Raw genomic sequence first — 26,775 nt, 5'->3', positions numbered from 1 at the left:
GGTGTCAGCTTTCGCGTGACTTCTTGTAGTCGTCCCAAACATCAGGCCGCCGTTCCCGCGTTATGTCCTCGGCCATCTGATGCCGCCATTCTGCGATGCGCCCGTGGTGACCGGACATCAGGACCTCGGGGATTGGGCGGCCGTTCCATTTCACGGGGCGCGTGTATTGCGGGTGTTCTAGCAGGCCCGAGGAAAAGCTCTCTTCCTCGGTCGAGGCTTGGTTGCCAAGCACGCCGGGGATCAGCCGCACGGTGGCGTCGATCAGAGCTTGCGCTGCGATCTCGCCGCCGGTCATGACGAAATCGCCGAGGCTGACCTCTTGCACGCCGTAATGCTCCAACACACGCTCGTCTACGCCTTCAAAACGGCCGCAGAGCAAGGTCATCCCGTCGCAACGCGCGAGGTTCTGCATCATCCGCTGGTCCATGCGCTTGCCCCGCGGGCTAAGGTAGATCAGTGGCCAGTTGCCCCTGATACCGGCCATGGTCTGTTCGATGGCAGGCCCCAAAACGTCGGCGCGCAATACCATACCCGCGCCGCCGCCTGCGGGTGTGTCATCCACATTGCGGTGTTTGCCGATCCCGAACTGCCGCAGATCAACCGTTTCCAGTTGCCAAAGCCCCTCTTGCAAGGCTTTGCCCGTTAAGCTTTCGCCTAGAACGCCGGGGAAGGCGCTGGGAAACAAGGTGATGATCTTGGCCTTCCACACGCCGTGCAGATCCGGCGTCGGCGTCATCAACTCGCGCGGTTGCAGAGTGGGGCGGATGGCCTTGCGACCGTGGGATTTGCTTGGTGTATCTGTCATGACTGGGAAACCAGATCGTCCTTGGCGCGTTTGATGAGGGCCTTCTTTTGCGCCATCAAAGCCGCATCGTCCAGCGCCGAACGGTTCAACTCCAACAGTTCCAGCAGAACATCATCGGCCGGACGGGCCTTGTGCGGTTCCGGCGCGACCAATTTGAACATCTTGTCGCGCGGCAGGTTCAGAAATGCCGCAAACGGAGCGCCCGGACCAAAGCGCCGCTTGCGCAGGTCCTCCATCCACTCGGTCTGGACCTTGACCAGCGGCAGCCGGTCCTGAAGCATATCCGCCGTCTCTTTCGGAGAGGGCAGGTGGTTCAGCGCGTCCCGGAATTCGTCATAGTCCTGCACCAGCCGTGTCCGCCGCAGATCATGTGCCCAGAGGCTGCGCATCCAATCCTCTCGCTGTCGCAAGGACAAATAGATCGTAAGGTCGACCGGCCCCAGCCGTTCTGTCACCCGCTCAACCAGCGTTGTCGCCAATTCCGGGGTCGCCCCGTAGCCTTCGGCGCTGTTGCGACTGGGGCGCAGTCCGGCAAAGTTCTCCTCGCTCAGGATCAAGCCGCGCCTGGTGCCAAAGTCGATGGGGTCCAGAAGCGCGCGGACACCGGTTTCGAACTCGGCCAGTGTGCTGTTCAGCCGATAGACCGAATGCCGCGTGGCGATGTCTGCAAGTCCGGTTTTGCGGGTCTTGTAGGGCAGGATCAGTGAAAAATGCGGCCAGATCAGCTGACGGTTCTTGTAGAGAAACGACTGCGCAACGGTGGTGCCGGTCTTGTGCAACCCCAGATGCAGCAGAACGCGCCGCATCAGATCAGGCCTTCTGGCGGATCGGCGACAATGCGACCGGCCTCCAAATCAACCGTCGGAACCGCGTCCAGAGTAAAGGGCAGCAGGACAGTCGATTTCAGACCCGGCCCATGCAATTCCAACAAATCCGCCGCGCCATGGTTCTGGACCGATTTGACCCGGCCCAGCAGGGCGCCGCCGGTGTCATACACCTCCAGCCCGATCAGATCGGTGTGATAGAACTCGTCATCCGGCAGCGAAGGCAGTTGATCCCGCCGGGCATAGAGGCGCAGGCCGTTCAGGGCGTCCGCCTCTTCCTTGGTTTCAACCCCGCCCAGACGCGCGGCAAATCCGTTCTTGATCGCGCGGGTGAGCACCACGGGAAATCGCTCTTTGCCGTCTTCGTCGGTCAGTGGCGAATAGGCTTCGATGTCTTCCGGCACGGCGCAAAAGCTTTTCAGCCGCACCTCGCCGCGCACACCGTATGAGCCCGCAATGCTGCCGACGCAGATCAGATCACTCATTTGAGCCTTCCGTTATACATAGTCCGTTCCGCCATTGCCCGATTCCTTCGCAGGCTTCACGCTGGTTATTGCGTTCAAAGAACACGCCCACAATAAAAGCGATCAGCAACAGGATGGGAAGCCGTAACAATCCGAACATCGGCCTATCGCACCTCGATTGGCAGAGTCTCGTCGCGGTCTTCCCAACCGGCCCGTTCCAGCTCGGGCGTGTCGGACTCTTCTTCTGGCCAGCCGACGCAGAAATAGCCGATCAGCCGCCAGTTGTCCGGAACGTTCAGATCGGTGTTCATCTGGTCGGGGTCCAGGATTGAGACCCAGCCCAGCCCTAGCCCCTGCGCACGCAGGGCCAGCCAGAACAGGGTGATGGCGGAGACAACAGAATAGCGCCGCATCTCGGGCATGGTGCCAGCGCCCAGACCCTGGCCTTTGCTGGTGGTGTCATCGCAGAACACCGCCAATTGCACTGGCGCTTCCTGCATGCCCGAAAGTTTGAGGCCGCTATAGAGCTGCGCCTTCTCACCGGAATACCCGGCCAGAGCGTCCGAATTGGCGGTTTGGAAATTCTTGAGCGCCGCGTCGCGCGCGGCCTCACTTTCGACGCGGATCACGCGCCAGGGTTCGCTGAGCCCCACGGATGGGGCCAGCAGAAACGCGTCGAGGCAGCGCGTCAGCACTGCCTCGTCCACAGGGTCGGTGCGGAACCGACGCACATCGCGCCGGAGCCGCATCAACAGATCGAACTGCGTGCGAAAATCGTCGGTGAAAGCCTGATCCTGCACGCGTCGGCCTGCTTATTCTTCTGCTGCAGCTTCTTCAGCCGGCGCAGCAGCTGCTTCGGCAGCTTCAGCAGCCTTCGCAGCTTTCTCTTCAGCGCGCTCTTGGGCTTTCTTGCCCGGAGTACCCTTGTTCGGGTTGTTGCGCTCGGCTTTGTCACGGGTGCCAGCAGCTTCGAGCATACGTGCGATACGGTCGGTGGGCTGAGCGCCCTGATCCAGCCAGTACTGGATGCGCTCCATGTTCATTTTCACGCGCTCTTCGCTGTCTTTCGGCAGAAGCGGGTTGTAGGTGCCCAGTTTCTCGATGAAACGGCCATCGCGAGGCATACGGCTGTCAGCTGCAACGATGCGATAGAAGGGACGTTTTTTCGAGCCGCCGCGGGCGAGACGAATTTTCATTGCCATGGTGGTATCTCCTTTAGATGGCGTGTGCCGGGAATTGCCCGGTCAATTCTGGTGTTCGTTGAACCGGAGGTTCATTCTTGATGTTTCCGGTGGTGTCGGATGACTTCCTGAATGATGAAATTCAGAAAAGCCTTGGCGAAATCGGGGTCCAGATCGGCCTCTTTCGCCAGGTCTTCTAGCCGTGCGATCTGCGCGGCTTCTCGCGTGGGATCGGACGGGGGAAGGTCGTGTTCGGCCTTGAGCTTGCCAACGGCCTGCGTGTGCTTGAACCGCTCGCCCAGCGTATAGACAAGGATCGCGTCCAGCCGGTCGATGCTTTCGCGATGCTCTTTCAGCAGCGTCGCAGCTTGTGTCACGGGGTTTGTCATTGGCCGATCCTTTCGGAGGTCAAAGCAGTTTTAGAAACGGTGATACGCGGGTGACGCCACATCTGGGCTTTCTTACCCAGCAGCTCGGCCTCGCGTTCATAGGTGGCGCCAAGACGCTCGGCCAAAGCGCGCGAGCGGTCATTTGCGTGGGCGATATAGGACATAACGCCGTTCAGGCCTTGATGCTGGGCAGCGTAGTGGCGCGCGGCTTGTGCGGCCTCGAAGCCCAGACCTTTGCCTTCTGCCTGCTCCATCAGGGTCCAGCCCAATTCCGGCTCATCCCAGCCCGGAGCAAAGATCATACCCGCCCAACCAACGAACGCGGCGCTCGTTTTTTCGGTCAGATGCCACAGGCCGAAGCCATTGAGCGCCCAATGACCCAGCCGTTTGGCCAGCGAGTCCCAGCTGCCCAGCTCATCCTTCGGGCCTCCCACCATGTAGCTGCGTTCTGTTTTGAAGAACGCGGTCATAGCGGGCAGGTCGTCCTGATGCGGCGCGCGCAGGATTAGACGTTCAGTTTCGACAGTGGGGATAGTGAAAGAGGTCATGCGTAGGCCTCCATTCCACCGTTCACCAGATCCGCCGGGGCAGGGTGCCGCCAGATTTCCGAGGTCCCGTACTTGGGATGCTCGTAATTGTATTCGAACTGTGCGCCCAGACGTTTGGCAACGGCAATGCTAGCGTGGTTTTCGGGGTCGATCAGCGAGATCGCAGTGTCCCAACCCAGAACATCATAGGCGTAGTTGCGCGCTGCAAACCCGGCCTCAGTCGCGTATCCCTTGCCAGTGGCGTGGTTCAGCAGCGTCCAGCCAACCTCGGGTTCAGGCCAGCCTTCGGGACACCAGAGGCCGACACGGCCAAGATATTCGCCGGTGATTTTTTCATCGACGCTCCAGTATCCGTAGCCGCGCAGCGACCAGTGGCCCAGCAGAGCAGCGATCACACGCCACACCTCATCCCGGCGCATCTGACCGCCGACATACTTCGCAGCTTCGCTGGCGAAGAACGCGGTGTCGGCGTCAAGATCAGCCTCGGACGGCGCGCGCAGGATCAGGCGCTCGGTCTCAAGCTGGGGGATATGAGGCGTGAGGGCAGTCATCTACTTCTTTTTGCCAAACCCGCTGAGGCCCTGAGGCAGGCCCATGCCACCGCCCAGTCCAGGCAGGCCACCGGGCATCTTGCCGCCCATGGCCTTGGCCGCCTGTTCCAGTGCTTTGGGATCCATGCCAGCAGCCATTTCTTCGGGTGAGGGGCCACCTTTGCCGAACATGCCCTTCATGGCCTGTTTCAGCATCTTGCCTTTGCCCATCTTGCCCATCTTCTTCATCATGTCCGACATCTGCCGGTGCATCTTGAGCAGCTTGTTGAGGTCGCTGACTTCCATTCCCGAACCCGCTGCAATCCGTTTCTTGCGGCTGGCCTGCAGCAGTTGCGGGTTGGCGCGTTCGCGTTTGGTCATGGATTGGATCATGGCGATCTGCTGGCGCAGGATCTTGTCGTCGAGACCGGCCTGATCCATCTGTTTGGCCATCTTGCCCATGCCGGGCATCATGCCCATCATGCCCTGCATACCGCCCATCTGGATCATCTGTTCCAGCTGCATTTTCAGGTCGTTCATGTTGAACTGACCTTTGACCATGCGCTTCATCATGCGCTCGGTCTGTTCCATCTCCATCGTTTCCTGGGCCTTTTCGACCAGAGCAACGATGTCGCCCATGCCCAGAATACGACCGGCGATCCGGTCCGGCTCGAAAGTTTCGAGCGCGTCCATTTTCTCGCCCAGACCAACAAAGCGAATGGGCTTGCCGGTGACTGCGCGCATCGACAGCGCCGCGCCGCCGCGCCCGTCACCGTCCATCCGGGTCAGAACCACGCCCGAGATGCCGACCTTGGCGTCGAACTCCTCGGCGACTTCAACCGCGACCTGACCGGTCAGGCCGTCAACCACCAGCAGGGTTTCGCGTGGGTCAACCACATTGCGGACCTGCTCGACCTCGTCCATCAGGACTTCGTCAATGTGCAGACGGCCCGCGGTGTCGAGCATGTAGACGTCATAGCCGCCCAGCGTCGCCTGTTGCTTGGCGCGTTTGGCGATGTCGACGGGCGATTGGCCCGGAACGATCGGCAGCGTATCGACACCGACCTGCGTACCCAGAACGGCCAGCTGATCCATCGCCGCCGGGCGATAGACGTCGAGCGAGGCCATCAGGACCTTCTTGCCCTCTTTCTCTTTCAGGCGTTTCGCCAGCTTACCGGTGGTGGTCGTCTTACCCGAGCCCTGCAGGCCGACCATCAGGATCGGAGCGGGTGGGTTGTCGATCTTCAGTTTGCCGGGGTCTTCCTCGCCACGCAGGGTTTCGACCAGCGCGTCATGCACGATCTTGACGACCTGCTGACCGGGCGTGATCGACTTGGTCACCGCCTGGCCGGTCGCCTGTTCCTGCACCTTCTTGACGAATGCGCGTGCCACGGGCAGCGAGACGTCGGCCTCAAGCAGGGCAACGCGAACCTCGCGCAGGGCAGTTTTGACGTCTTCCTCGGACAGCGCGCCTTGTTTCGTTAGCCGGTCAAAGACGCCAGAGAGGCGTTCGGATAGATTTTCAAACATGCCTTCGGCCTCCTATGCCGGTTATCTGATGGCGTGCCCTACATAGGATGCGCCGGTTAAATGCACAAACGCCCCCACGGGCGAAACTCGCTGGTGGGGGGCGATCCCTGAACGAATCAAGGGACCGGAAGGTCATACGCTTCCGGATGTTTGGATGGGCTTTAGGCGGATTGGCTGTCAGAGTCAACCTTGCGCGCCGGAAGCCAATCATTGACCGCATCGACCATGCGCTGTGCGCCGCCTCCGCTGACATAGGCTTCGACAATTGGGTGACGGCCGGCACTCATGCCCTTTTCCAAGATTAAAACCGGTCGATGCATCTTGGACGAGGTGCCTTTGCGGCTCGAGGTGGTGGTCTCCACCTCGGCATGGGAGAGGTTCGACAGATCATGTTCCACGGTGTCATAACCAAAGATCGATTGGCGGCGGATAAGGATGCTGTTCGAGCGACGGTCCAATATGACCTGCACGCGTCGCACAAAGACGCAGAAGGCGCCAAAGCCCAAACCGCCACCGACCAGGGCAACGAAAATGCCGAACAGGATGCCCTCACCTCCTTCGGTGGCCATGAAGAGGCCTGCACCGACGAAACAGAGGATGAAGACAACCAGCATGATGCCTATCAGCCAGGGTGTATTGGATAGGATCAATTTGTCGGGGTTATTGCGCGAGACTTTCATGGCGGCACGCTAGCATCGAATTCTAGGTCTGTCGTGGCTTGAATTCGCCCGCATGTTGCGCGATGAGCGCGTCAAACAGGAGGCTTTCATGGACGCATCATCCGCTTTTCAGGACACTTTGCCGCTCAGTTCCGATGCGTTGTTGGCGCAGCTGGATGATTGGGGGTTGGAGTATCGGCTGCATTCTCACGTGCCACTGCGCACGGTTGAGGATGCGAAGGCCGTCGAAGACCAGTTCATGGTGCCGGGCGAGAATGCGTTGCGATTGAAGAACCTGTACCTGCGCGACAAGAAAAAGCGCAACTATCTGGTGACGCTTGAACAGAGCCGCGAGATTGACCTCAAAGCGCTGGGCGCTGAATTGGGGATCGGTAACCTGTCTTTCGGCTCGGCGGATCGCTTGTTGGAGAACCTCGGCATCCGTCCGGGTGCAGTCAGCCCGCTGGCGATGATCAACGGGGTGCAGAATAACGTGCGGTTCTTCATGGACGCAGCGGCACAGCAGGCCGACGTGATCTACATGCACCCGCTGGTAAATGACCGAACCGTCGCAATGACGCGGTCCGATTTGATGGCGTTCTTCGACCGCATCGGATGCGCCGTAACCTGGCTGCCTTAGTCACTCCTCCAACGCTTGTTTCAACGCAGCGACGACATGGGCCGCTGACGGGTTGATGAACAAATGTCCATCGGCTTCGAACACGGGATCGTCCAGATGGTTGGGGAAGGCCAGCGGCAGTTCCGTACAAGCCAGCAGGATGGCCGTGCCCGGTTCTGCATGCTTGTTACAAAAGGCCAGCAGCCGGTCATGAGCGGATTCTGACGCACCGCCGTAAAACTCGTTGTCGATCATGGCCTGCATCTCGGCGATTTCGACTTCGGGCAGACGATCATTTGCGGCGAGGCCCTCATCGGCCAACCTGTCTGCGTAGTTGGTCGCCTGCATCGTCACGGTCGTACCCAAAACCAGCGCCTTTGACGCGCCTGTTGACGCGGTGACCTCAGCCGTCGCGTCGAAGATGCTGAGAATGGGCATCGAAACGCCCTGCCGGATCGCATGAAGACGCGCGTGCGGAGTGTTTGAGGCGATGATTCCAAAATCACATCCCGCGTTCTCCAAGGTCAGAAGCGCTTCGCGAAACACCGTGTCGAATGCGGCCCAACTGGCCTCGTCGCCGGCCACACCGCGCAAGGCCCGTGTTTTGGCTTGCGTGACGGATTCGATTGTCATCGGTGGGATGGGTAGGGGGGACCCGTGTCCACGCGCTGCGAAGTGGCGGCTCGCCCCTTCGGAAATCGCGCGGTAGTAATCCACCGTCGAGGCCCAGCCGACACCCCCAAGAATTCCGATCTTTTTCATTGCAAACGCCCAATCCGCAGAAAGCTAATTCTGCGCAGATTGGACGTTTCGCTTTGCTTTGACCAGAGCCTGATCAGGCTGCCAGTTCACCAATGGCTTTGTGGGCATTTTTGACCGACGAGTCAGCATCAATGGCCAATTGATCTGCAGCTACGACGTCGACGTCAGTGATGCCAATGAAGCCTAGAACATGCTTGGCGTAGTCGGTTGCAAAGTCGATTTCAGACCCCACTGCCGTGCCGCCTGATGCGATTGCCAGAACGGCGCGTTTGCCTTCCAGCAGGCCTTTGGGGCCGTTTTCGGTGTAGGAGAACGTCAGACCGGCCCGGGCAACCAAATCAATCCATGCCTTGAACGCCGCCGGGACCGAGAAGTTGTAGATGGGCAGGCCGATCACGATGGTATCGGCGCGTTGCAGTTCGTTTACCAGTTCGTCGGACAGGGCCAGTTGATCGTGCTGAACGGCATCGCGTTGGTCTGCCGGGGTGAAGTTAGCGGCGATCCAGTCTTCGGTCAGCAGGGGCAGGGGGCTGGCCAGATCGCGGCGGATGATGCGTTCCGCGCCAAGATGCTGGACGACGCGATGCGACAGGTCGCGGGTTGCTGATCCGGTGCGGCGGGCCGAGGCGTCGATATGCAGGATTGTTTTGGTCATGATGTCCTCATTGGGGAAATTTCGCTCTGCTCCCAATATGAGCATTGCGCTGGCGAACAAAACTCGGCTAAGTCAACATTGAGTGTTTGAAATTGCACACTATGAGGTCGTGATGGACAATTGGGACGAAGTCAGAACCGCGTATCAGGTGGCCCGTATGGGAACGGTCAGCGGCGCGGCCGAGGTTCTGGGCGTGCATCATGCAACGGTCATTCGCCATATCGACGCCATCGAGGCGCGCCTTGGGGTGAAGCTGTTCCAGCGTCATGCGCGGGGGTACACCCCGACCGAAGCGGGTGAGGACCTGTTGCGCGTGGCCCAAGCCACAGAAGATCAGTTCAACCAATTGGTTGGTCGCATGAAAGGGCGCGGCGATGACGTCTCGGGCGAGTTGGTCGTGACCTCTTTGGCGTCGCTGGCCCCCCTGGTCGTGCCGACATTGACTGAGTTTCAGAGGTCACATCCGGGCTTGATCGTGCGCTATCTGACCGGGGATCGGCTGTTCCGGCTGGAATATGGCGAGGCGCATGTGGCCATTCGTGCCGGTGCCGCGCCTGATCAGCCTGACAATGTTGTACAGCCCTTTGTCGCGCAGGAGGTCGGGCTCTACGCCAGCAAGGACTATATCGCGCGGCGCGGCAAACCTTCGGGTGTTGAGGATTTTGGCATCCACGCATTTGTCGGCAATGACGATGAAAACAGCCGCGCGCCGTTTTCACGCTGGCTGCGTGCGAATGCACCGGTTGAGGCAATGACCTTCCTGTGTTCCAACAACTTCACCTGTGGCGAAGCGGTTCTGGCCGGGGCAGGCATTGGCTTCATGGCCCGGTGGGAAGCTGCGCGCCATCCCGAGCTGGAAGAGGTCATGGAGCCGCTGCCGGAATGGTCCGGTAAACTGTGGCTGGTGACCCATGTGGACCTGCATCGCACGACCAAGGTGCAGTCTTTCCTGCAATTCCTGAAGGACCAGTCCAAGGGCTGGCTGCCATGAGTCCACAAGCGCGTGGCCATCTGGCCATGTTGGTCTTCTCGGCCCTGGTCGCAGGCAGTTTCTCGTTGGGGTCGATCATCGCCAATGAGATCGCCCCGGCGGCGCTGAATGCGGTGAGGTTCGGGATAGCAGCAGGTGTGATCGGCCTTGCCGCATTGGCCACCATAGGTTTGCCACGCAGTGCAGCGCAGGCGCCTTGGCGGTATCTTGTGCTGGGCGGGCTGTTCGCCACCTATTTCGTGCTGATGTTCTACGGGCTGCAAACCGCCCCCCCGGTCAGCGCGGCTGCGGTATTTACCCTTACGCCAGTCATCGCCGCCTTCGCTGGGTGGGCGCTGTTGCGTCAGGTCACAACGCCCCGGATGGCTCTGGCCTTGGTGGTCGGCGCGGCAGGTGCGCTTTGGGTGATCTTTCGCGCTGATTGGCAGGCGTTCCGGGCGTTCTCGATCGGAGGAGGTGAGATCATCTATTTCTGGGGCTGTGTCGCCCATGCGATCTACACCCCGATGGTGCGCAAATTGAACCGGGGCGAGCCGGCCGTGGTGTTCACCTTCGGCACGCTCGTCGCAGGGTGCCTGTTGCTGACCGGCTTTGGCTGGCGCGACATCCTTGCAACCGACTGGGCCAACCTTCCGGGTATCGTTTGGCTGGGCCTGTTCTACCTGTCCTTCTTTGCAACAGCTGTCAGTTTCGTGCTGGTGCAGTTCGCAGCTTTGCGCCTGCCCTCGGCCAAAGTGATGGCGTATACTTATCTCGTCCCAAGCTGGGTGATCCTGTGGGAGATCGCGCTGGGCAACGGCATCCCGACAGGCCTTATTCTTGGTGGGGTCGGGCTGACCATCCTCGCGCTTCTCATGCTCTTGAAAGACGAAGCGCCCGCTCCGCAAACAGCGCCGGAGTGACTCTTGTGCTTGATCCCAGCTGTGGCAGAATTCGACCATTGCACGAAAGGAACGCAAAAATGACCCGAGTTTTCGTGATTGGAACGGCCCTTTTTCTCTGTGCCTGTGCCCCGAGCGGCTCTGACAAGAAGGGATCAGATCTGCAGGCCAGTTGTGAGGCGCTGGTCTCGGCGGAAACTGGGGTGGCATCTGTCGATGTTCAGGCGACCTCAATCCAGTCAGAGGCAACGGGAACGGTCGTGAGCGTCTCTGTGGCGGGCGCCGAAGCGCCCTGGATTTGCCGGGCGGATGTGACCGGTGTGATCACCGATGTAGAATACAGTCAGGAGGGGTAAACCGGCCGTTTCTAAGGGGTTGAGCCAGATCAAGGCCGCAAGTTGCGGTGTCCTCTAGTCTCAAACCCGGAGAGAGGAGGACATCATGTACAATCACATCATGATCCCCGTCGACTTGCATATGCCGCCTGAGGTCCAGAAGGCAACTGCAGTCGCGGCTGAAATCGCCAAATGGCAGAGCGCCAAGGTTACCCTCGTCAGCGTGACGGGTATGCAGCCTGGTGAAGCCTTGCAAACGGATGAGGCGATTGCCGAAAGCCTATCGGCGCTGGCAGACGAGATCGGCAAACTAAGTGGCACCAAGGTTGAGACGCGCAATATCCACTCTGTCGATGTGGCCGCTGAAGTGGATGGGGATCTTGCGAAAGCCGCCGAAGAGATTGGCGCGGACTTGATCGTCGTCGGCACACATGCCCCCCGGATCACAGACTATATCTTCACGAGCCACGCCGGGAAACTGGCGCAGCATTCAAAAATGTCGGTCTTCGTGGTCAGATGACTTAGGGGTCGTCTCCAGACGGTAGCTCGACTTCCAAGAACCGTTCGAACGCGTCCAGATTGACGGGTTCGAACTGCCCGAAGCCCTGCATCCAGACCGAGGCCGCGCGCAGGGCGTCCGGCTCAAGCTTGCACCATTTTACCCGCCCGCGTTTTTCCTGGCTGATGAGCCCGGCCCGGGTCAGAATGACCAGATGTTTCGAGATCGCGGCCAGAGACATCTCGAACGGTTCGGCCACATCGGTGACGGCCATGTCATCCTCCAGCAGCATCGCAAGGATGGCGCGGCGGGTTGGATCGGCCAAAGCGGCAAAAACAGTATCGAGATCACTAGACATGGCACGTTCCTAATACGCAGGAACCGGTTTGACAATTTGCAGTCCTTGGCGATGCTGCACCGTGATTTGCAAATGGGTGTCGCAATGCCGCTGAAATACTGGCTGGTGATCTTTATCCTCGGCATCGGCTGGGGCATGTCCTTCATGTTCAACGCCATTTTGCTGCGCGAACTCGGGCCGCTGTCCGTGTCCATGGGGCGGGTCGGGTTCGGAGCACTGGGATGCTGGATCTACGTGCTCGGCGCTCGTCTCAATGTACGCCTGTCAGTCAATCGCGCGATTGCCTTGCTGGGGTTTGGCGCGCTCAGCTATGCCGCGCCATTCGCGTTTTATGCGCTGGGACAGCAGCATATCGGCGCGGGTGTAGCGGGTATCGTGAACGCAACGACGCCTGCCTTCGCCGTCATCGTATCGCATTTCTGGCCGGGGAGTGAGCGGGCAACCTTCTTGAAGTCTCTGGGCGTGGTCTGTGGGTTCGCGGGCATTGTCGTGCTGTCGCTGCCGGTTCTGCACTCTGGGGCCGATTCCCAGTTCTGGGCCATTTTGCTGATCCTGCTGGCTCCGGTTTGCTATGCCTTCTCGGTCAACTTCGCGCGCGCGTTCCGGGATATGCAGCCCGTGGTTCTGGTTGCCTTGGCTCTGACCGGAGCAACACTGGCAATCACTCCGCTGGCCCTCTGGCAAGAGGGGGTGCCCCATGTCACCCGGGTTGAGACCTGGGCGTCTCTGCTGATGATCGGATTTGTCCTGACCTCGGCGGCGTTCATCGTGTTCTATTGGTTGCTGCCCAAAGTGGGTCCGACGAACATTTCAACCGTTACCCTCATCGCGCCGGTCTCGGCGTTGGTGCTGGGAACATGGGTGTTACACGAGGCCCTGCGCCCCGAGCATTTACTTGGTATGGCAGCGATCCTTGTCGGGCTTTTGCTTATCGATGGGCGCATTGTTCGGCGGATGCGCCAAGGCGCGGAAGTCAAAGATCAACCAAAGGGTTGAATATGGCATTTTAGGCGGATTGCCTGACTTTGGCCTTTGTCTGTACAACCGAGTAATTTTGCTTGGATATTTTATGGATTTAAATCAATACTTTAACCTGCGTCAATTCGGGCGCGCAAGCCCGTTGACTCTGCGCCCCTTGCCCCTTAGCACCTAGCCTCAAGACTGTACGAGGGAAACGCCCGTGACCGATGACGACCATAAGCAGCGTATGGCGCAGCTTGAGGCCAAGATCGACGCGGCGAAAAAGGCAAAACAGCCCAAGCCCCGTGCAGATGCTGACGTATCCGGAGGCGAGCTTGCCTGGAGGATGGTCATCGAAATGGTATCCGGTCTGGGGATCGGATTTGGCATCGGATACGGGCTGGACAGCCTGCTCGGGACAATCCCGATTTTCCTGGTGCTGTTCACATTGCTGGGCCTTGTCGCGGGCGTGAAGGTTATGCTCCGCAGCGCGAAAGAGGCCCAAGAGAAACAAATGGCGGCGACGGCTGCCGAGAAGGACGAGAGGGACTGAACGTGGCAACTGAGACCACCGCAGCAGAAGGCAGCAGCCTGGTATTCCACCCAATGGATCAGTTCATCGTCAAACCACTGTTTGGCGACGGCGCAGTTGGCATGTTCACCATCACCAACGTGACCCTGTGGCTGTTCTTTGCGATCGTTGCAGTTGTTCTGCTTCTGGTTCTGCCCACATCGAAGCGCGCGATTGTTCCGACACGTATGCAGTCGGTCGCAGAGCTGACTTACGGTTTCGTCTACAAGATGCTGGAAGACATCTGCGGCAAGGAAGGCGTCAAGTTCTTTCCATATGTCATGACCCTGTTCATGTTCATTGTCTGCGCCAACTTCCTGGGCCTGATCCCGACCTCGTTCACCACAACCTCGCATTTCGCGGTCACCATCCCGCTGGCGCTGGCTGTGTTCCTGACCGTAACTGTTCTGGGCTTTGTCAAAAACGGTGCCGCGTTCCTGGGTCTGTTCTGGGTTTCCAGCGCGCCTCTGGCCTTGCGCCCGATCCTGGCGATCATCGAGCTGATCTCGTACTTCGTGCGCCCCGTCAGCCACTCCATTCGTCTAGCAGGTAACGTCATGGCCGGCCACGCGGTTATCAAGGTTTTCGCAGGTTTCGCCGCGATTGCCGTGATCTCGCCTGTGTCCGTTCTGGCGATCACCGCAATGTACGGCCTTGAGGTCCTCGTGTCCTTCATTCAGGCCTACGTATTCACCATTCTGACCTGTGTTTATCTGAAAGATGCGCTGCATCCGTCGCACTAAGGTCCGAACACCCAACATCGAAACTTCCAATTCGTAAGGAGATACATCATGGAAGGCGATCTCGCACACATCGGCGCAGGCCTGGCAGCAATCGGTTCCGGCGCAGCCGCAATCGGGGTGGGCAACGTAGCAGGCAACTTCCTGGCCGGCGCTCTGCGCAACCCTTCGGCGGCTGCTTCGCAGACCGCAACCCTCTTCATCGGTATCGCGTTCGCAGAAGCCCTGGGGATCTTCGCATTCCTGGTCTCGCTGCTGCTGATGTTCGCCGTATAATCTGCGGAACCTGATCCTTACGCGCAGGTGGGCCCAAGCCATAGCGGCCCACCTGTTGTAAAGACAAGTTTCCGACGGAGGATATCATGGCGACTGAACCCATTACTAAAGAGGTAGCTGGCTCGTGCGTCGACTCCTATGGCTCTGCCATCGGGATGCCGCAGCTCTGCTTCGATTGGTTCCCCAACCAGATTTTCTGGCTGGTCATTACGCTGGTCGTCATCTTTCTGGTCCTGTCTCGCGTGGCTCTGCCCCGCATCGCGGCAATCCTGGCTGAACGTCAGGGGACCATTACAAATGACCTGGCTGCGGCCGAAGATCTGAAGGCCAAGGCGGTCGAGGCCGAAGAGGCCTATAACAAGGCGCTGGCCGATGCCCGTTCTGAGGCACAGCGTATCGCAGCGGAAGCCCGCGCCGAAATCCAGTCTGGTCTGGATGACGCGATTGCCAAAGCGGATGCGGAAATCGCTGCAAAGGCGGCTGAATCGGAGAAGGCAATTGCCGACATCCGTGCCGGTGCGTTGGAAAGCATTCAAGTGGTTGCCAAAGATACGGCGGCTGAACTGGTGACTGCACTGGGCGGCGAGGCAGATGCCAAAGCCATCGACGGTGCCGTTGACGCGCAGATGAAAGGATAAGTGACATGCGGAACACTCTTGCCCTTATCCTGACCTTCGGCGCGGCCAGCCCCGCATTGGCGGCCAAAGGCCCGTTCTTCTCGCTTGGCAACACCGACTTTGTCGTCCTTCTGGGCTTCATCGTCTTCATCGCGGTTCTGTTTTACTTCAAGGTCCCCGGCATGATCGGTGGCGCCCTGGACAACCGGGCCGAGGGCATCAAGTCGGAACTCGACGAAGCCCGAGCCCTGCATGAAGAAGCCCGCAGCCTGCTGGCCTCGTATGAGCGTAAGCAGCGTGAAGTGCAGACGCAGGCAGATGCCATCGTGGCTGCGGCCAAGGACGATGCGGCTCTGGCAGCGGAACAGGCCAAGGTCGACCTGGAAAAATCCATCGCACGCCGTTTGGCGGCCGCGCAGGATCAGATCGCTTCGGCTGAAGCTTCGGCCGTGAAGGAAGTTCGTGATCAAGCGATCTCGGTTGCGGTATCTGCAGCCAGCGCGGTTCTGGCGAAACAGATGACTGCGGCGCAGGCCAACAAGTTGATCGACGCGTCGATCGCAGATGTAGGCACAAAGCTGCACTAAGGCAGTTTTGTCGTGCTGCCATTGAGAAGATTCTGATGCTCGCCCGTTGTAAGACAGGCGGGCATCTTTTTTCTTTTGGCGGACTTTCGTGGATAAAGCGCTGGTGTTATTGCGTTCAGTCGCCGGCCGCGTCGCTTCAGCTCTTAGGCTCTGCCCTCATCAAAGGTTGCATTGAGGGTTTTCCACACCTAGAGGCTTGAGGTCTCGGTCGTTCATTTGCGGCGTCAGAGATTTTAGAGCAGAATTTGAACTCTTTCAGGAAGTTTCTTATGTCATGATGGGTGATTTTAGTGTAAACCACGTCAGCCACAGCACCTCCGGCGGGGGGGCCGCCACTGCGGCCTATCGTTTGCATACTGCGTTGCTTGCATCAGGTATGGCATCGCGGATGACAGTTTCAAATGAAACTGATGAAAACGAGATTTCAACCGTGTTGCCTCGGAAAACCTGGCGGCGCTATCTACAGCGAAAGTGGTCAAAGCACCTGAACAAGACTTACGCTGCCAAACAAGTCAACGGCCTTTCGTCGCTCGGCTACACTTCGTCTGGTTTGGGGGAAAATCTGAACCGCCAGCCTCCGCATATTGTCAATCTGCATTGGGTCAACTTTGATTTTCTGTCCATCGCTGAAATCGGAGCATTGACTCAGCCGGTTGTTTGGACACTACACGATATGTGGGCGTTCTCTGGAGCTGAACATACCAGTGAGTTGGACGGGTGGCGAAATGGATACAGCTCTGATGGGACGCGTGGCTTTGATCTGAACAGATGGGTTTGGGAGCGCAAAGCGAAACATTGGAAGCGCCCGTTTCAAATTGTCTGTCCAAGCCATTGGCTAGCCGAATGTGTACAGCAAAGTGCGTTGATGCGTGATTGGCCCGTCTCGGTCATTCCCAACCCAATTGATACTGATTTCTGGCAGCCGTTCGATAAAGAACAGGCCCGCCGTGAACTGTCTTTGCCGCGAGACGTACCTTTAGTCCTGTTCGGGGCGGTTCGTGCAACCGATGACCCCAACAAGGGTTTTTCGCATCTTGTATCGGCCATGAAACAGGTACATGCCGAAATACACGATGTTCAGGCCGTCGTGTTTGGCAGCGACAAGATCGATGCTGAATTCCCGTATCCTGTTCATTTTACGGGGCGTATAGATGACAAGCGCCTTTTGAACCGAATTTATTCGGCGGCGGACGTATTTGTTCTACCCTCTCGGTGTGAAGTGCTTGGATACACCGGCATGGAGGCAATGTGCAGTGGCGTCCCTGTTGTGGCATTCAATGTGGGTGGATTGCCTGACCTTGTTCCGAATTCCCAGCTTGGCTATCTGGCACGCCCTTTTGACGAAGACGATCTGGCGCGCGGCATTGCTGAGATACTCAACAACCGAGAGACTGAGAGGGTGCATGAACGCAAGTTAAAACTCAGGGCGCATGTGGAGGCAAATTTCGCACCGCATGTGGTTGCCGAACAATATCGTGCCGTTTACGAAAAAATATGGCGTGAATATGAGATGCCGGTGCATCACTCATGATCTGTCGATGGTATAACGTGAGAGGACCGCTTTGAACTCGGGTAACTCAACCAAAGTTGGCGCATAGCGGAGAAATTGGAAAAACGCGAAGAAACGAGACTGGACATGCCACTTCCCAAGATAAGCCTGGTCATACCCAATCTGAATTGTGCTGAGTTCATCGAGGACACTATTAAATCCGTATTGGAGCAGTCTTATCCAAACCTGGAACTCATTCTGTCAGACGGCGGAAGCACGGATGGCTCGCTTGAGATCGCTCGGCGCTATTCCGAAAAATTTGCGCACATTATTTCCGGTCCGGATACAGGTCAGGCCAACGCCGTGAACAAAGGCTTTGCCGTGGCATCTGGCGATGTCATGGGTTGGATAAATTCCGACGATATTCTTCGACCAGGAGGACTGGCCCTAGTCGGGTCGCTTTTCGCGTCGCGACCGGATATTGATTGGGTGACCGGCAAAATCACGAGTATAGATGAAAACGGTCGATTGCTTCGTGATCATCGTCCACGGCCAACAACCTATGAGCGGTTGCTGGCCGGCGACTACCAATGGGTGCAACAGGAATCGACATTCTGGCGCAAGAGCCTGTGGGACAATGCTGGAAAAGGTCTGAACGAAGACTTGAAACTGGCCGTAGATGGCGAGTTGTGGTTGCGCTTCTCACGCCTTTCCAAGCTCATTCCGGTACACGCGCAGATCGGTGCATTCCGGTTCCGGAAGGGGCAAAGATCCGAAGCGATCGACGACTACCATACTGAGATGCTTAGAGTGATCGAGAACGAACGTGGCAATATCACGTCTTGTTCCGAGGTGGTTGCTCAGATTCTTGACAAACCCTTGAAACTGCGCGGTCAGAAAGAAGCGGAAATGTTGTTCCCCAAGCTGCGCGAAGTTGATCCGAAGCCGATGAAGTGGCTGCAACTTATTAAGATCAAGGCGGGCTTGTCGCGCGTGAGGGGTACAGAATGAACGAATTCCGGGCCCAGAGCGTTTCGGCGTAGACGCGAGAAACCGCTACTCTGACTTTCCTCCAGTAATCTGGAGACATTCGCGTAGCCGGACGAGCCAGGCAATACATGCAACGTTCTAGTTGGGATGTGTTTCCTTTTTCAGGCGTTGCTGCGCAATGGTCTCGTTCCGTTCCGCCTTTTGCTGATCCTTCATACAGCGCTCGACGAAATCCAAATGCAGTTCCACCGCCAAACGCGCTTCGGCAGGGTTGCGCGCCTGTAACGCCGCGTTAATCGCCCTGTGCTGGTCGAGGATGGCTTCGCGAGTTGCGCGTTGCTGGAACATCATTTGGCGGTTGTAGAACACGCCCTGACGTAGCAGGTCATACATCGAACGCATCATATGGAGCATGATCACATTGTGGCTGGCCTCGATGATGGCCATGTGGAAGTCCGCGTCCAGTTGCGCCTCATCTTGGGTGGCGTTGCGGTCATGGGCGGCCTCCATCCGGTCAAAGATCGCCTGAACGACCTTCAGATCACTTGTCGATCCCAGACGCGCGGCACGCTCGGCGGCCAGCCCCTCGAGGTCGCGGCGGAAAGAGAGGTAGTCGAACACCGCTTCTTCATGGCTGCCAAACAATCGGATCAGCGCTGGCGAAAAGGCAGATCCTAACACCTCGGCCACGTAGATCCCTGACCCGGCTTTTGCGGTCAGCAAGCCTTGCTCCTGCAATTCGGCGATGGCGTCGCGCAGGGACGGGCGCGAGACTCCCATCCGCTCGGCCAGTTCTCGTTCTGACGGCAATCTCTCGCCGGGGCGCAGGATGCCACGCAGGATCAGCAGCTCAATCTGCCGAACCACAGCAATCGATAGCTTCTCAGTTTGAATTTTCTGAAAGGGCATAGGGTCGTCCGAAATTGGTCAAAACATATGACCACAGGGCGCGTGCGGGTTCAAGAACAGGGGCTTCACATCGTGTGAAACATTAGGTCAGCATTATTGACTTTACTTAGTGTCTGCATAGGCTGCGCGCATTGAGATCGGAGGAGCCCAATGACCACACATCCGCTATTCGCCACTCGGACGCAGAACATGAAGGCATCCGAGATCAGGGAGTTGCTTAAACTCCTGGATCAGCCGGATATCATCTCATTCGCCGGTGGTATCCCCGATCCTGCCCTGTTTCCGGCGGACGCGTTTGCGCAGGCCTTTCAGGCAGCTCTTGGTCCGGACCGGCAGGCGCAAGCGCTGCAATATTCGGTGAGCGAAGGATATGCTCCGCTGCGCGAATGGTTGGTCGACCATATGGCCTCAATCGGAGTCGCGTGTGACATGGACAACATCCTGATCACTTCGGGCTCGCAGCAGGCGCTGGACTATTTGGGCAAGCTGTTCTTGTCTCCCGGCGATACCGCCTTGGTCGGCTGGCCGACCTATCTGGGTGCAATCTCCGCGTTCAATGCCTATGAGCCGCGTTTCGACCAGCTCAGCATTCCCGGCAATCAAGGGGCCGAGGAATATCGAAAGGCCGCAGGCGAGGGACGGGTCAAATTCGCGTATCTCTCGCCGGACTTTTCCAATCCCACGGGTGAAACTGTCGATCTGCGTGGGCGCGAGGCACTGCTGGATCTGGCCGAGGATCTGGACTGCGTGGTTATCGAAGATGGGGCCTATCAGGCGCTGCGCTATGACGGTGCGCCAATCCCTCCGATTCTGGCGCTGGAGCAAGCGCGGAAGGGGTCGATTGAGGGCTGTCGGACGATCTATTGCGGCAGCTTCTCGAAAACCCTGTCGCCGGGGTTGCGGGTTGGTTGGGTTGTGGCGGCCAAACCTATCATCTCGCAGCTGGTTCTGATGAAGCAGGCGGCGGATCTCCATTCGGCCACGATCAACCAGATGGCTGTGCATCAGGTGGCGCAGGCCTGTTTCGAAAGCCATATCCCAAAAGTGAGGCAGACCTATCGCGCGCGCCGCGATGCCATGTTGACGGCGTTGCAGGCCCATATGCCCGACGGTGTCTCCTGGACCAAACCCGAGGGTGGGATGTTCGTGTGGCTGACGCTGCCCGCCGGGACCAGCGGCGCTGCGCTTTTGGCCCGAGCTCTGGACACGGTCAAAGTGGCCTTTGTTCCCGGTCAGGCGTTTTTCCCGGATGGCAGTGGTGAAAACACCCTTCGGCTGAGTTTCTCAAACTCCGATGAGGACACCATCCGCGAGGGCATTCGGCGCCTTGGGCAGGTGCTGCGTGCTGGCGGTCAGTAAGGCTTCGTTAACCATATCGCCGTTAGAACGGCAGCATGATGCGCTTACTTCCTATCCTGCTGCTGGCTGCCTGTTCGGGTGGCTCGCCTCATTTCCGCGATATGCCTGCAACGCGGGTTGCGGTGAATGGCAGTGTCTTTGACGTGCGTGTGCGCGGCCCATTGGTCGAGGCGGTGAGGGTGAACTCTCAATACGCGCCGCGCTTGGGGCCGGTTCGCGACCGGGCGGCGCTGGCTATGGCGCAGGTCTCGGGCTGTCCGTTGATGGATGTGCAGGGGGATGCGGCGGTGACGGTGGGCGTGTTGGGCTGTGATCAGGAACTTGGGGAAAAGCTGATCTTTGGTGCGCTGCTTTTGCGGTCTTATGAATGCGTCAACTATGGTTATTCCGGGGAATCCGGCTATCAGGTTTTTGAGTGTACGCCCTACTAGCACGCGTCGCATTGCGCGTGAAACTGCCAAGATGTTGTGGATAACTCGGGTCCATTGCCCATATCCTGCGCATATCCGTTGACTCGGCCCCAATCCGTTGCGCAGACTTCCTTGTATTAGGAATCATGGGACAGGCCGCCTTTGCGCTTTAGCAAACTCAAACTGACCGGCTTCAAAAGCTTTGTGGATCCGACCGATCTGATCATTGCAGATGGGTTGACCGGTGTAGTGGGTCCCAATGGTTGCGGCAAATCCAACCTTCTTGAGGCTCTGCGCTGGGTGATGGGCGAAAACCGTCCCAAATCCATGCGCGGTGGCGCGATGGAGGATGTGATCTTCGCTGGGGCGGCTACGCGGCCCGCGCGCAACTTTGCCGAAGTGGTCCTGACCATGGACAACTCGGAGCGTTTGGCGCCTTCGGGCTTCAATGACAGCGACCAGTTGGAGATCATCCGCCGCATCACCCGCGATGTCGGCAGCGCCTACAAGACCAACGGTAAGGACGTGCGCGCCCGCGATGTGCAGATGCTGTTCGCGGATGCTTCGACCGGGGCGCACTCGCCAGCGCTTGTCGGGCAGAACCGCATTGCCGAGCTGATCAACGCCAAACCCCGCGCCCGACGCCGCATTCTGGAAGAGGCTGCCGGGATCTCGGGCCTCTACCAGCGACGGCATGAGGCCGAGTTGAAGCTGAAGGGCACCGAGGCCAACCTAACCCGTGTCGATGATGTGCTGGAACAGTTGGGCGGCCAACTTGCGCAATTGGCGCGTCAGGCCCGTCAGGCGGCGCGCTACCGCGAGATTGGAGAACAGTTGCGGCAGGCCGAGGGTATGCTGCTCTATCGGCGCTGGAAAGAGGCCGATATCGCCCGCCAGGTTGCCGAAGACAAGCTGCGCGACCGGATCACCGAAGCCTCACGCGCGGAGGCCGCCGCCCGCGAAGCCGCTGCCAAACGCGCGGAGATCGAGGAAACCTTGCCTCCCCTACGCGAAGAAGAGGCCATCGCCGCCGCCGTCCTGCAACGCCAACAAGTGCAGCGCGATCAGCTCTCGGATCAGGAAACTCGCGCGCGCCAGACCATTGAAACGCTGACCAACCGCATTCAACAACTCGGCAACGATATCGAACGCGAGACGGGCCTGAACCGCGATGCAGGCGAAATGATCGAGCGCCTGGAATGGGAAGCCCGCGAGCTGATCAAGGCTGCGGAAGGTCATGACGAGAAAGTCGCCGAAGCAGCCGAGGTGGCGCGCGAAGCGGCCTCGATCCTGCAGGAACGCGAAGACCACCTGTCTCAACAGACCGAGGATATGGCCCGCCTGGTCGCGCGCCACCAGTCTGCGCAGCGATTGGTTGAGGACAGCCGCAAGACTCTGGCCCGGTCCGAAGGCGAAGAGGAGAAAGCGCGGCTGGCGGTGGACGAAGCCAAGTCTGCCCTGACGCGCGCGGATGACGCTTTTGAAGCGGCGCAAGAAGGTGAAGAAGAGGCCCGGGAAGCTGCCGAAGCGGCCGAGGAAGCGCTGGCTGCCGCTGATGAGATGCGGACCGAGACGCAGGCGCGCGAAGCTGAGGCCCGGGCCCAACGGTCCGAGGCCGAGGGAGAGTTGGGGGCCATTCGGGCCGAAACTACCGCACTGGCCAAGCTGGTCGAACGGGACACCGCCGAAGGCGGGCAGGTGCTGGACCTGCTGCGCGTCGCGCCGGGCTTTGAAAAGGCTCTGGGCGCGGCTTTGGCCGATGATCTGCGCGCGCCATTGGTTGAGGGCGATGGGCCATCAGGTTGGGTTCAGGTCGCGGGGTATGACGCGGACCAGCCTCTGCCAGAAGGGGCCGAACCTTTGGCGCTGCATGTCTCGGGGCCGGATCGCCTCAGCCGCCGGATCGCGCAGATCGGCTTGGTTGACGCTGAGCTTGGCGCGCGGTTGCAGACGTCCTTGAAACCGGGTCAGCGGCTGGTGTCGCGATCCGGCGATCTGTGGCGCTGGGACGGGTTCCGCGCCTGGGCCGAAGATGCACCCAGCGCAGCCGCCTTGCGGTTGGAGCAGTTGAACAAGCTGGAAGCTTTGAAACAGGAACTCGCGCGCACCGAGGCGCAGGCCGAAGGGGCCCGCGCTGCGCACGAGGCCCTGTCCCAGCAATTGGCCGATGTCACAGAAGCCGACCGCCGCGCGCGTGAGGCTCGACGCGCTGCCGATCAGCGCATGGCCGAAACCGCCCGCGCCCTGTCGCGCGCCGAAGCGGATCGCAATCTGGCGCAGGGCAAGCTGGAAACTCTGACCTTGTCCGTGGATCGCCACAAGGACGACGCCATGTCCGCCCGTGCGCAATTGCGTGAGGCCGAAGCCGCGCTGACCGAACTGGGCGACCTCGACAGTGCCCGCGCGCAGGTCGAAGACATCAAGCAAACGGTCGAAGCCGCGCGGATCACCATGCTGACCCACCGCTCGACCCATGATGAGTTGCGCCGCGAAGGTGAGGCTCGGACACGTCGCAGCCAGGAGGTGACGAAAGACCTCAGCGGGTGGAAGCACCGGTTGGAGACCGCCGAAAAGCGGATTTCCGAACTTGCCGACCGAAAGGAGGGGTCCGAGGAGGAACTCTCCGAGGCCATGGCTGCGCCCGCCGAGATCGCCGAGGCACGGGAAGAGCTGAACGAGATGATCGAAGCCGCCGAAGCCCGCCGGGCTGAGGCCGTCGAAAAGCTTGCCGAGGCCGAAACCCAGCAGCGCGAGGTTGTCATGGCCGAGCGAGATGCGGAACGTTTGGCCTCGGAGGCGCGTGAAACCCGTGCGGCAGCTGAGGCGCGCTGTGATGCGGCGAAGGAAAGCGTCACAGCAGCGGCCGAGCGGATTGCCGAAGATCAGCAGCTGACCCCGAACCAGTTGCTGAACCAGTTGGACGTGAACCCGGATCAGATGCCCGCCGCTGATGCGCTCGAGGCCGAGGTCAACCGTCACAAACGTCAACGCGACGCGATGGGCGCGGTGAACCTGCGCGCCGAAGAAGACAGCAAGGAAGTACAGGAAGAGTTCGATACTCTGAACAGTGAAAAGGCCGATCTGGAAGAGGCGATCAAGGCACTGCGTAGCGGCATCGCCAGTCTCAACCGCGAAGGGCGTGAGCGTCTTCTGACCGCGTTTGAACAGGTGAATTCGAACTTCGCCATGCTGTTCAAACACCTGTTTGGCGGTGGCGAGGCCAATCTGGTCATGGTCGAAAGCGACGATCCGCTGGATGCGGGCCTTGAGATCATGTGTCAGCCGCCAGGCAAGAAGCTCTCGACCCTTAGCCTGCTCTCGGGTGGGGAGCAGACTCTGACCGCGACCGCGCTGATCTTTGGCGTCTTCCTCGCCAATCCGGCCCCGATCTGCGTGCTGGACGAGGTCGACGCGCCGCTGGACGATGCCAACGTCACCCGGTTCTGTGACCTGCTGGACGAGATGTGCCGCCAGACCGACACACGGTTCCTGATCATCACCCACCACGCAGTAACCATGGCGCGGATGGACCGGCTATTCGGCGTCACCATGCAGGAGCAGGGCGTCAGCCAACTGGTCTCGGTCGATCTGAAAAAAGCCGAGCAGATGGTCGCCTGACCCCCTCACCGCAACGTTATGCCTGTTTCACGACGCATCGGGCTAGGGTGGCGGTATGATACGTTTCTTCCTGCTTGCCCTGCTCTCCGCCACCCCGCTTTCTGCCGCCGAATGGGCCGTAAAGCCCGGAGACGTGCCTTTGACCTCTGAAGAGCTGAACAGTTTGGCAGGCCGAACCTTGACCTTTTTTGACGACGGTCAGTCAAAATACTCGGCTGGAGGGGCCTATTCCTACACCTACGCCAGCGGAGAATCCGCCTTTGGAACCTATTCCATTGCCGAGGATGGCAGCGTTTGTGTCGCCTATCGCAACGGTTTCAGCCGGTGTGACCTCTATGTGCGCAGCGGCGATCGGTTGATTCTGATCGATCAAAAGGGCGATCGGTATCCAGTTAGACCCGAAGCGCAATAGCTGTCTGCCGCTACTCACGCGCGATCAGACGATCGGAATCCTCAACTCCTGACCGGGGAAGATCACATTCGGGTCGCTGATAAAATGCGCGTTTGCCCGTTGGATCACCGACACCTGCCCGGCGTTGCCGTATTGCGATACAGAGATCGCCGTCAGCGTATCTCCGGGCGCGACGGTGTAGTTCCGATACCCGACATATCCCGGCAGAATGCGCGGACCGTAAAAGATCGGGACATGGACGGTCGGAATCCCGCCCTCACCACCGGCGCTGTCATCCTTGACCGTCAGGATCAGACGGTCGAGTTGGAAATTCGGATTGTCAGGGACATCCAGCGTGGCCTGAAATTGGCGAAGCGCAATTGCCCCAGCCGTCGCGGCTCCATTGAATTCCACATGACCTTCTGTGACCGAGATGGAGAGGTGTCCTTCAAAGCCAACGGCGTTGCCTGCGATCATGATTGTCTGGCCGACGATGTCGAAGGGTTGGGGCTGAAGTATTTCAATATTCATCAATGAACTCCTTCGCAATGGATAGGGAATCATACCCCGAACAGGTTCCCGCACAAAATCAGACCGGTGGAAAATAGCCCATCACGCGCCTCGGCTGACGTTCTGTTCAATCAGCAGGGGCGCGGGCATTCTAAAGTCTGTTTAGTAGGTCAGGCGTAGGCCAGGCGTCCGCAGGCAGCCCCAATCGTTTCTGCTCGGCCTGCACTGCTGCTCGGGTGCCAGCCCCAAGAATCCCGTCGATTTTGCCCACGTCATAGCCACGCTCCTGCAGCTTGCTCTGCAACTGCTTCATCTGCGCACCGTTCAGACCCGTCTCGGGATTGCCCGCGTTGTAAATTTGCGCACCCTCTAGCCGTGTTCCGAAATAGGCGGCGGTCAAGACGTAGACAAAGCTTTGGTTCCATTCGAAATAGACGTCGAAATTCGGGTAGGCCAGAAAGGCCGGCCCCTTGTGGCCCTGCGGCAGGATCAGTGAGGCAGGCAGGTTGGCCAACGAACCGCTGCGGGCCTGAAGACCCATCGCTTGCCAGTCAGAGACGGAACGCGGTTTGCCCGGCCCTGACAGAGACCAATCCATTTGCGCGGGTACTGTCACCTCTTGCAGCCAGGGTTGGCCCGGTTGCCAACCCAGATGGGACAACATCTTGCCGCCTGACATCAGCGCATCCGCGGCCGAGGTTTTCAGCGAGACCTTGCCGTCCCCATCTCCGTCCACGCCGTTTTCCAGAATATCGCGGGGCAGCATCTGGACCATTCCGATTTCTCCGGCCCAGGCGCCAGTCGTGCGGGCGGGGTCGAAATTGCCCTGACTGTACAGCTCCAGCGCGGCGAAGATTTGGGGTCGGAACAGCTCGGGGCGGCGGCAGTCATGGGCCAGCGTGACCAGCGCGTTGCGGGTGTTGAAATCGCCCTGAAACGCGCCGTAGTCCGTCTCGAACGCCCAGAAGGCCAGCAGGACCCCGCGTGAGATACCATATTCGCTCTCGATCCGGTCGAAGACCGCGTCGTATTTCTGGGACATGGCCTTGCCCCGGTCGATCCGGTTGGCCGAGATCAGGCGGCGTGAAAAGTCGATGAACGGTTTCTGGAATACACCCTGCGCGCGGTCGGCTCTCAGAACCGCATTGTCCTGTTGGACGCCCTTGAAGAAGGCGTTGACGGTCGGTTTGTCGAACCCCTGTTGGACGGCCTCGGCCTTCAGCCCTTTGACGAAGGAATTAAATCCTCCGCCGCATTGCGCAAAGGCGGGCGAGGTCATCAGGGCGGCGGCGAAGAGGCTGGACAGAAAGCGCATGGG

Annotated in this window: 33 protein-coding genes; 17 read left to right on the top strand and 16 right to left on the bottom strand. The window is 59.3% G+C overall.

Annotated elements, in window-relative coordinates:
- Window positions 1–4 precede the first annotated feature (4 nt).
- The 10 genes from trmD to ACR3FB_RS13520 all read right to left on the bottom strand — a co-directional run bounded on the left by trmD (window position 5) and on the right by ACR3FB_RS13520 (window position 6,951).
- Window positions 5–805 (bottom strand): tRNA (guanosine(37)-N1)-methyltransferase TrmD, encoded by an 801-nt coding sequence (trmD, locus tag ACR3FB_RS13565; protein WP_480565773.1) that lies wholly within the window; start codon window positions 803–805, stop codon window positions 5–7.
- Window positions 802–1,611, bottom strand: a complete 810-nt coding sequence (locus tag ACR3FB_RS13560; protein ID WP_480565772.1) for a hypothetical protein — start codon at window positions 1,609–1,611, stop codon at window positions 802–804. The genes trmD and ACR3FB_RS13560 overlap by 4 nt, the downstream gene beginning before the upstream one ends.
- The gene (rimM, locus tag ACR3FB_RS13555; RefSeq protein ID WP_480565770.1) at window positions 1,611–2,114 is read right to left on the bottom strand and encodes a ribosome maturation factor RimM; all 504 of its coding nucleotides are present in this window, start codon (window positions 2,112–2,114) and stop codon (window positions 1,611–1,613) included. Before rimM ends, ACR3FB_RS13560 begins: the two co-directional genes overlap by 1 nt.
- Before the next feature lie 143 nt (window positions 2,115–2,257).
- Window positions 2,258–2,893 (bottom strand): 5,6-dimethylbenzimidazole synthase, encoded by a 636-nt coding sequence (bluB, locus tag ACR3FB_RS13550; protein ID WP_480565769.1) that lies wholly within the window; start codon window positions 2,891–2,893, stop codon window positions 2,258–2,260.
- A gap of 12 nt (window positions 2,894–2,905) precedes the next feature.
- Window positions 2,906–3,295, bottom strand: coding sequence for a 30S ribosomal protein S16 (rpsP, locus tag ACR3FB_RS13545; RefSeq protein WP_170350323.1), 390 nt, complete (start codon window positions 3,293–3,295; stop codon window positions 2,906–2,908).
- Between the two features lie 71 nt (window positions 3,296–3,366).
- Window positions 3,367–3,663 carry a chorismate mutase gene (locus ACR3FB_RS13540; protein ID WP_170380494.1) on the bottom strand — a complete coding sequence of 99 codons (297 nt, stop codon included), beginning with the start codon at window positions 3,661–3,663 and terminating at the stop codon, window positions 3,367–3,369.
- Window positions 3,660–4,211: a GNAT family N-acetyltransferase gene (locus ACR3FB_RS13535; RefSeq protein ID WP_480565768.1), complete on the bottom strand. Its 552-nt coding sequence runs from the start codon at window positions 4,209–4,211 to the stop codon at window positions 3,660–3,662. Before ACR3FB_RS13535 ends, ACR3FB_RS13540 begins: the two co-directional genes overlap by 4 nt.
- Window positions 4,208–4,762, bottom strand: a complete 555-nt coding sequence (locus ACR3FB_RS13530) for a GNAT family N-acetyltransferase (RefSeq protein ID WP_480565767.1) — start codon at window positions 4,760–4,762, stop codon at window positions 4,208–4,210. Before ACR3FB_RS13530 ends, ACR3FB_RS13535 begins: the two co-directional genes overlap by 4 nt.
- Entirely contained in the window at window positions 4,763–6,271 is a 1,509-nt protein-coding gene (gene ffh, locus ACR3FB_RS13525) for a signal recognition particle protein (RefSeq protein WP_170641482.1), read from the bottom strand.
- A gap of 161 nt (window positions 6,272–6,432) precedes the next feature.
- Complete coding sequence (locus tag ACR3FB_RS13520) at window positions 6,433–6,951, bottom strand: hypothetical protein (protein ID WP_480565765.1); 519 nt, start codon at window positions 6,949–6,951, stop codon at window positions 6,433–6,435.
- Window positions 6,952–7,039: 88 nt separating this feature from the next.
- Between ACR3FB_RS13520 and ACR3FB_RS13515 the strand changes: the two genes are divergently transcribed.
- Window positions 7,040–7,570 carry a prolyl-tRNA synthetase associated domain-containing protein gene (locus ACR3FB_RS13515; RefSeq protein ID WP_480565764.1) on the top strand — a complete coding sequence of 177 codons (531 nt, stop codon included), beginning with the start codon at window positions 7,040–7,042 and terminating at the stop codon, window positions 7,568–7,570.
- On the opposite strand, the gene ACR3FB_RS13510 is transcribed toward ACR3FB_RS13515, so the two are convergent.
- Window positions 7,571–8,311: an aspartate/glutamate racemase family protein gene (locus tag ACR3FB_RS13510; RefSeq protein ID WP_480565762.1), complete on the bottom strand. Its 741-nt coding sequence runs from the start codon at window positions 8,309–8,311 to the stop codon at window positions 7,571–7,573.
- A 73-nt stretch (window positions 8,312–8,384) separates the two neighbouring features.
- On the bottom strand, window positions 8,385–8,966 hold the full coding sequence (locus ACR3FB_RS13505) for an FMN-dependent NADH-azoreductase (RefSeq protein WP_480565761.1): 582 nt from the start codon (window positions 8,964–8,966) through the stop codon (window positions 8,385–8,387).
- 112 nt (window positions 8,967–9,078) lie between these two features.
- On the opposite strand from ACR3FB_RS13505, the gene ACR3FB_RS13500 reads away from it, so the two are divergent.
- The 4 genes from ACR3FB_RS13500 to ACR3FB_RS13485 all read left to right on the top strand — a co-directional run bounded on the left by ACR3FB_RS13500 (window position 9,079) and on the right by ACR3FB_RS13485 (window position 11,693).
- Complete coding sequence (locus ACR3FB_RS13500; RefSeq protein WP_480566487.1) at window positions 9,079–9,957, top strand: LysR family transcriptional regulator; 879 nt, start codon at window positions 9,079–9,081, stop codon at window positions 9,955–9,957.
- Window positions 9,954–10,859, top strand: coding sequence for a DMT family transporter (locus tag ACR3FB_RS13495; protein WP_480565760.1), 906 nt, complete (start codon window positions 9,954–9,956; stop codon window positions 10,857–10,859). Before ACR3FB_RS13500 ends, ACR3FB_RS13495 begins: the two co-directional genes overlap by 4 nt.
- A 59-nt stretch (window positions 10,860–10,918) precedes the next feature.
- Window positions 10,919–11,194 carry a hypothetical protein gene (locus tag ACR3FB_RS13490; RefSeq protein WP_480565758.1) on the top strand — a complete coding sequence of 92 codons (276 nt, stop codon included), beginning with the start codon at window positions 10,919–10,921 and terminating at the stop codon, window positions 11,192–11,194.
- A gap of 85 nt (window positions 11,195–11,279) precedes the next feature.
- Window positions 11,280–11,693: a universal stress protein gene (locus ACR3FB_RS13485; protein ID WP_480565757.1), complete on the top strand. Its 414-nt coding sequence runs from the start codon at window positions 11,280–11,282 to the stop codon at window positions 11,691–11,693.
- Window position 11,694: 1 nt separating this feature from the next.
- On the opposite strand, the gene ACR3FB_RS13480 is transcribed toward ACR3FB_RS13485, so the two are convergent.
- Entirely contained in the window at window positions 11,695–12,030 is a 336-nt protein-coding gene (locus ACR3FB_RS13480) for an ArsR/SmtB family transcription factor (protein WP_480565756.1), read from the bottom strand.
- 84 nt (window positions 12,031–12,114) lie between these two features.
- On the opposite strand from ACR3FB_RS13480, the gene ACR3FB_RS13475 reads away from it, so the two are divergent.
- The 8 genes from ACR3FB_RS13475 to ACR3FB_RS13440 all read left to right on the top strand — a co-directional run bounded on the left by ACR3FB_RS13475 (window position 12,115) and on the right by ACR3FB_RS13440 (window position 18,281).
- Entirely contained in the window at window positions 12,115–13,026 is a 912-nt protein-coding gene (locus ACR3FB_RS13475) for a DMT family transporter (protein WP_480566485.1), read from the top strand.
- A 184-nt stretch (window positions 13,027–13,210) separates the two neighbouring features.
- On the top strand, window positions 13,211–13,543 hold the full coding sequence (locus ACR3FB_RS13470; RefSeq protein ID WP_425085608.1) for an AtpZ/AtpI family protein: 333 nt from the start codon (window positions 13,211–13,213) through the stop codon (window positions 13,541–13,543).
- A gap of 2 nt (window positions 13,544–13,545) precedes the next feature.
- Entirely contained in the window at window positions 13,546–14,304 is a 759-nt protein-coding gene (locus tag ACR3FB_RS13465; protein ID WP_425085609.1) for a F0F1 ATP synthase subunit A, read from the top strand.
- 48 nt (window positions 14,305–14,352) lie between these two features.
- Complete coding sequence (locus tag ACR3FB_RS13460) at window positions 14,353–14,577, top strand: F0F1 ATP synthase subunit C (RefSeq protein WP_005981269.1); 225 nt, start codon at window positions 14,353–14,355, stop codon at window positions 14,575–14,577.
- 86 nt (window positions 14,578–14,663) lie between these two features.
- Window positions 14,664–15,215 (top strand): F0F1 ATP synthase subunit B', encoded by a 552-nt coding sequence (locus ACR3FB_RS13455; protein WP_170681299.1) that lies wholly within the window; start codon window positions 14,664–14,666, stop codon window positions 15,213–15,215.
- 5 nt (window positions 15,216–15,220) lie between these two features.
- Complete coding sequence (locus ACR3FB_RS13450) at window positions 15,221–15,781, top strand: F0F1 ATP synthase subunit B (protein WP_425085611.1); 561 nt, start codon at window positions 15,221–15,223, stop codon at window positions 15,779–15,781.
- Window positions 15,782–16,055: 274 nt separating this feature from the next.
- Complete coding sequence (locus ACR3FB_RS13445) at window positions 16,056–17,312, top strand: glycosyltransferase (protein ID WP_480565754.1); 1,257 nt, start codon at window positions 16,056–16,058, stop codon at window positions 17,310–17,312.
- Window positions 17,313–17,417: 105 nt separating this feature from the next.
- On the top strand, window positions 17,418–18,281 hold the full coding sequence (locus ACR3FB_RS13440; protein WP_425085613.1) for a glycosyltransferase family 2 protein: 864 nt from the start codon (window positions 17,418–17,420) through the stop codon (window positions 18,279–18,281).
- 117 nt (window positions 18,282–18,398) lie between these two features.
- Here the strand turns inward: ACR3FB_RS13440 and ACR3FB_RS13435 are convergent, their stop codons facing one another.
- Entirely contained in the window at window positions 18,399–19,169 is a 771-nt protein-coding gene (locus ACR3FB_RS13435) for a FadR/GntR family transcriptional regulator (RefSeq protein WP_425085614.1), read from the bottom strand.
- Window positions 19,170–19,319: 150 nt separating this feature from the next.
- Here ACR3FB_RS13435 and ACR3FB_RS13430 point away from each other — a divergent pair, with 150 nt between their 5' ends.
- From ACR3FB_RS13430 to ACR3FB_RS13415, 4 genes are all read left to right on the top strand, one after another.
- Window positions 19,320–20,528, top strand: a complete 1,209-nt coding sequence (locus ACR3FB_RS13430; protein ID WP_170681292.1) for an aminotransferase-like domain-containing protein — start codon at window positions 19,320–19,322, stop codon at window positions 20,526–20,528.
- 35 nt (window positions 20,529–20,563) lie between these two features.
- A complete protein-coding gene (locus tag ACR3FB_RS13425) occupies window positions 20,564–20,959 on the top strand; it encodes a hypothetical protein (RefSeq protein ID WP_480565753.1) in 396 nt (131 codons plus the stop codon).
- Window positions 20,960–21,100: 141 nt separating this feature from the next.
- Window positions 21,101–24,556 (top strand): chromosome segregation SMC family protein, encoded by a 3,456-nt coding sequence (locus ACR3FB_RS13420; RefSeq protein ID WP_480565751.1) that lies wholly within the window; start codon window positions 21,101–21,103, stop codon window positions 24,554–24,556.
- 55 nt (window positions 24,557–24,611) lie between these two features.
- A complete protein-coding gene (locus tag ACR3FB_RS13415) occupies window positions 24,612–24,968 on the top strand; it encodes a hypothetical protein (protein ID WP_480565749.1) in 357 nt (118 codons plus the stop codon).
- A 24-nt stretch (window positions 24,969–24,992) separates the two neighbouring features.
- Here ACR3FB_RS13415 and ACR3FB_RS13410 read toward each other — a convergent pair whose 3' ends face one another.
- Together ACR3FB_RS13410 and ACR3FB_RS13405 are read right to left on the bottom strand one after the other, a co-directional pair.
- On the bottom strand, window positions 24,993–25,478 hold the full coding sequence (locus tag ACR3FB_RS13410) for a LysM peptidoglycan-binding domain-containing protein (protein ID WP_170380471.1): 486 nt from the start codon (window positions 25,476–25,478) through the stop codon (window positions 24,993–24,995).
- 130 nt (window positions 25,479–25,608) lie between these two features.
- Window positions 25,609–26,772 carry a lytic murein transglycosylase gene (locus ACR3FB_RS13405; protein ID WP_480565747.1) on the bottom strand — a complete coding sequence of 388 codons (1,164 nt, stop codon included), beginning with the start codon at window positions 26,770–26,772 and terminating at the stop codon, window positions 25,609–25,611.
- Window positions 26,773–26,775 lie beyond the last annotated feature (3 nt).

It is taken from the genome of Ruegeria sp. AO1, assembly GCF_056535985.1.
The sequence above is the reverse complement of the archived record's forward strand: the minus strand, read 5'-3'. Positions and strand labels throughout refer to the sequence as shown.